Consider the following 3,775-nt stretch of genomic DNA (forward strand, 5'->3'; position numbering starts at 1 on the left):
CCCCCACCCCCGCCGGTCGAGCAGCGAACGAAGCGAGCGGCCGTCGAGACCCCACCCCCGCCGGTCGAGCAGCGAACGAAGCGAGCGGCCGTCGAGACCCCACCCCCGCCGGTCGAGCAGCGAGCGAAGCGAGCGGTCGTCGAGACCCGGCGACCCGACAGGCAGCCCCGACCCAGACCGGCCAGAAGTCGATCGAAAACACTTTCCCTTGTCGTCTCAGCAAGCGAGATCTGAGGCACCGAAACGGGCCCCACTGTCGGTGGCCACGGCTTCAATGGGTCCATGACCGAGCAGCCCGGGAGCGACGACAGCACCACCGTGCTGACCGCTGTCCGCGCGGGTCGTAGCGACCAGCTGGCAGCGGAGATCCGCACCGTCCTGGGCGTCATCGACTGGTGCGTGCTCCACGAGACCGACGACGAAGACTCCGCCTCGTTCGGCGATCACGGCATCCCGCTGGCCGGCGACGGGGCCCCGTGGGTGCTGGAGTCCGCGGTCCTCGAGCTCTGCGCCGCGCTCGGTCAGTCCACCGATGCCGGGAAGCGTTACGTCGGCGCCGTGCTCGAGATCCGCTACCGGTTGCCACGCACCTGGGAACGCGTCGCTGCCGGCGACCTCCCGTTCTGGCGCGCACGCTCCATCGCGGAGCAGACGATGTGCCTGCCCGAGAAGGGCGCGGTCTTCGTGGACCGCCACGTCGCCCACGTGGCCCACCAGGTGTCCTACCTGCAGCTCAAACGCCTCGTGGAGGAAGCCCAGGCCCGGTTCGACCCCGTCGAGGCCGAGAAGCGCGCCCGCGCCGCGGCCGACGGCCGCCACATCTCGATCCACACCCACCAGGTCGGGATCAACGGCACCGTCGACCTCACCGGGACGTTGGACCTGCGCGATGCCCTCGACCTCGACGACGCCCTCAACCAGGGCGCCACCGCGCTCGGTGCCGCCGGGTGCACCGAGTCGCACGACGTACGCCGCTCCCTCGCCGCCGGCGACCTCGCCCGCGGCCAGGTGTCCCTGCCTTTCGACGACGCGGGCGGGCAGGAGTCGGTGGTGCCACCGCGCAGCCGGGTCGTGCTGCACGTCCACCTCTCCGAAGCAGCCCTCACCGGCGACGACACCGTCGAAGGATGTCTGGCCCGGGTCGAGAACACCCGGTCCCCGATCTGGGCCGACCGCGTCCGCGAATGGTGCGCCGCACCGGGCGTCCAGGTGATCGTGAAGCCAGTGATCGACCTCGCCGAGCAGATCAACGTCGCCGCCTACGAGATCCCCGACCGACTCCGGGCCCAACGCGAGCTCATCGACCACCACTGCGTCTTCCCGTGGTGCACGAGACCCGCGAGGTCCAGCGACATCGACCACATCACCCCGCACGACCAAGGCGGGACCACGTCCACCGCCAACACCGCACCCCTGTGCCGAGGCCACCACCGCGCGAAGACCCACACCAGGTGGGACTACGACCGCCTCGACGACACCACCTACCTCTGGCGCTCCCCCAACGGCCTGTTCTTCCGCCGCGACCACCACGGCACCACCCCCATCACCCCGCCCGCCGCCCCACCCGGCGAGACCTGACCCCACCGCCCCACACCCCGCCGCGGGCGGGGTCACAGGCATGTCCCGACCTCGACGGTCGTGAATCCGGAGGCCGCCGGACATCCGCTCATAGCCGAGATCCGGATGTCACGGGAAGGTCAGACGTCTGTCTTCTGGAACCATGTGCCGGTGGCCTTCGACGATCGGTTTCGCTTCAGCGTGCACGCGGCGGTGGTGGACGATGCACGTCGGTCCGTGCTCCTGCTGCGCCAGTCGTATGGCGATCAGCGTTGGGGACTGCCGGGAGGTGCAGTCGAGCCGGGAGAGACGATAGTGGCTGCTCTTAGGCGCGAGTGTCGTGAGGAACTGGGTGTCGAGGTCGAGATAGGCCCACTGACCGGGTGGTACTACCACCGCGAGTTCGAGTCGCAGGTCGGCATCTTCCGCTGCGGGCTACCTGACGACGCTGAGATCGCTCTCTCGGACGAGCACAGTGCCTTCCGGTGGACTCCTGTGCGCGAACTGGGGGGCGTGCAGGCGGCCCGAGTGCAGGCCGCCATCGACTACGCGGGCACCCTTCACGCTCGGGTCTTCTGACCTTCACAGGCCCGCTGCGAACCTTGTTTGTTCGCACTTGTGGACCGCCCGGACTTGCCGCGTAGCGTGCGCTCGAAGACGCACGCTTCTGCCGCTAACCGCTCGTGCCGAGATGAGTGCGCGCCCCTCACGCGCTGCCTCGGAGAGCGTTCTTCGCACTGCGAGCAGCCGCCTGCGCACCTGGGCCGTAGCCGGATGGACTAACGGCGCAGGCCGGAGTGTCGCTGCCCCGCTTGACGCCGCGTCACCGGATGGCTTGGGGGGATGCGTCAGCGGACCACGGCGCGCTGCGTGGTCGTCGACTGCGTCCCGTCAGGGGTGCAGTACAGGGCCACCACCCGTACCCGGTGGACTTTGCTCGCCTTCACTCGGAACGACTGCGTAGGGAACTGGTCGTAGTACTCCCTCGTCTTGGCGTGGGCTGCACACGTCACCGCGCCCGCGTCACTGCCACCCCTGAGCTTGCCGTTGATGAAGACGCGGACCGACCCGAGCTCGCCGCCATCCGCGAGGATCGGTTCGCCTGTCGTGGAGCTGCTGTAGACGGCCGTGTTCCCGGCGATGACGTAGTGCAGGGCGAGCTTGGTGGGCGTCGTCAGGTGCCCGCGCAGGATCACGCTCTGGGCGATCGGTTCCCCGGCCGACCGCACCGCGGAGGTGGTGGAGTGGCTGGCCGCCAGGACGGCCGGACTGCCAGCCAGGATCGCGGCGGCAGAAAGGCCGATGAGTGAGCTGGCTTTCATGGTGTCCTCCATTGCTGTGCTCCCCCGTTGGGGGCTCACCCCAGGGGGTCGGACGAACTAAGGAGCGGAAGGGTCCGCACTCACGTCCACGATCGTGCTGTTCTGCGCGGACAGACAGAGGCTTTCGACCCGCCAAAGCCGGGCGGCGGCCGCAGGGACTCGCGTCGATAGCGCTGGCCAGTCCATCCGGATCTAGCCGCCCGCTTCCGCGTGCCGCGTGTTTCTCCACCGCCAGGCGCCCGGCGTCGTGACGACTGACGCTGGGCTGGCTCGATCAGCGTGCGGGTCGGTTCTGGACGCTCACCCACAGCCCGACGGTCAGGCCCGCCGCTCAGGGACAGGTGCCGACCTCGACGCTGACGCAGGTGTCGGTGCCTCCGCCGGGGTGCACCTCGTCGGTGCCGGAGCCGCCGTCGAGGAGGTCGTCGAAGGCGGAGCCCCACAGCTCGTCGTTGCCGCCGAGGGTGGAGATCCGGACCGGGCCGGCGGCGGAGAGGGCGACGACGCGGTCGGGGAGGTCGGCGCCGGTGTAGGTCCAGGCGGAGCCGCCGATCAGTTCGTAGGAGGTGAAGCGTCGCACGCGGGCCAGGATCGTGTCGGAGACCAGCGTGCCCTCACGTCGGGTCAGGACCAGCTCGTCCTCGACCCCGGTGGCGTCGAGGACGACGCTGTTGTTGCCGGTGCCGCCGTCGATGATCAGGTCGTCGTGGACCGTGGCGTTGACCTGGTCGCCGCCGGCACCCCCGTCGACGATGACCGGGGCGTCGCTGGCGGTGAGGGCGACGTCGTTGCCGTGTCCCAGGGAGATCTCGTCGGGTCCGGAGTACGACGACACCTCGTCGTCGCCGGCACCGGTGAAGACCATGTCGCGGTCCCCCACCGCGTGGTCGACGACG

General features: G+C 69.8%; 3 protein-coding genes and 1 pseudogene. 2 read left to right on the plus strand and 2 right to left on the minus strand.

What is annotated here, in order from left to right:
- Window positions 1-282 precede the first annotated feature (282 nt).
- Together AAG827_RS22060 and AAG827_RS22065 are read left to right on the plus strand one after the other, a co-directional pair.
- Window positions 283-1,578, plus strand: coding sequence for an HNH endonuclease signature motif containing protein (locus AAG827_RS22060; protein WP_341928358.1), 1,296 nt, complete (start codon window positions 283-285; stop codon window positions 1,576-1,578).
- A 150-nt stretch (window positions 1,579-1,728) separates the two neighbouring features.
- Complete coding sequence (locus AAG827_RS22065) at window positions 1,729-2,136, plus strand: NUDIX domain-containing protein (RefSeq protein ID WP_341928359.1); 408 nt, start codon at window positions 1,729-1,731, stop codon at window positions 2,134-2,136.
- Between the two features lie 269 nt (window positions 2,137-2,405).
- Here the strand turns inward: AAG827_RS22065 and AAG827_RS22070 are convergent, their stop codons facing one another.
- A complete protein-coding gene (locus tag AAG827_RS22070) occupies window positions 2,406-2,891 on the minus strand; it encodes a hypothetical protein (protein ID WP_341928360.1) in 486 nt (161 codons plus the stop codon).
- 319 nt (window positions 2,892-3,210) lie between these two features.
- Window positions 3,211-3,775: pseudogene (locus AAG827_RS22075) on the minus strand (hypothetical protein); the annotation flags it as partial.

This window comes from Nocardioides psychrotolerans (genome assembly GCF_943371775.1).
GTDB classification, from domain to species: Bacteria; Actinomycetota; Actinomycetes; order Propionibacteriales; family Nocardioidaceae; genus Nocardioides; species Nocardioides psychrotolerans_A.

Excerpts from the sequence above, each read along its gene's own strand:
- AAG827_RS22060 (WP_341928358.1), top strand. The coding sequence starts at position 283 with ATGACCGAGCAGCCCGGGAGCGACGACAGCACCACCGTGCTGACCGCT.
- AAG827_RS22070 (WP_341928360.1), bottom strand. The coding sequence starts at position 2,891 with ATGGAGGACACCATGAAAGCCAGCTCACTCATCGGCCTTTCTGCCGCC.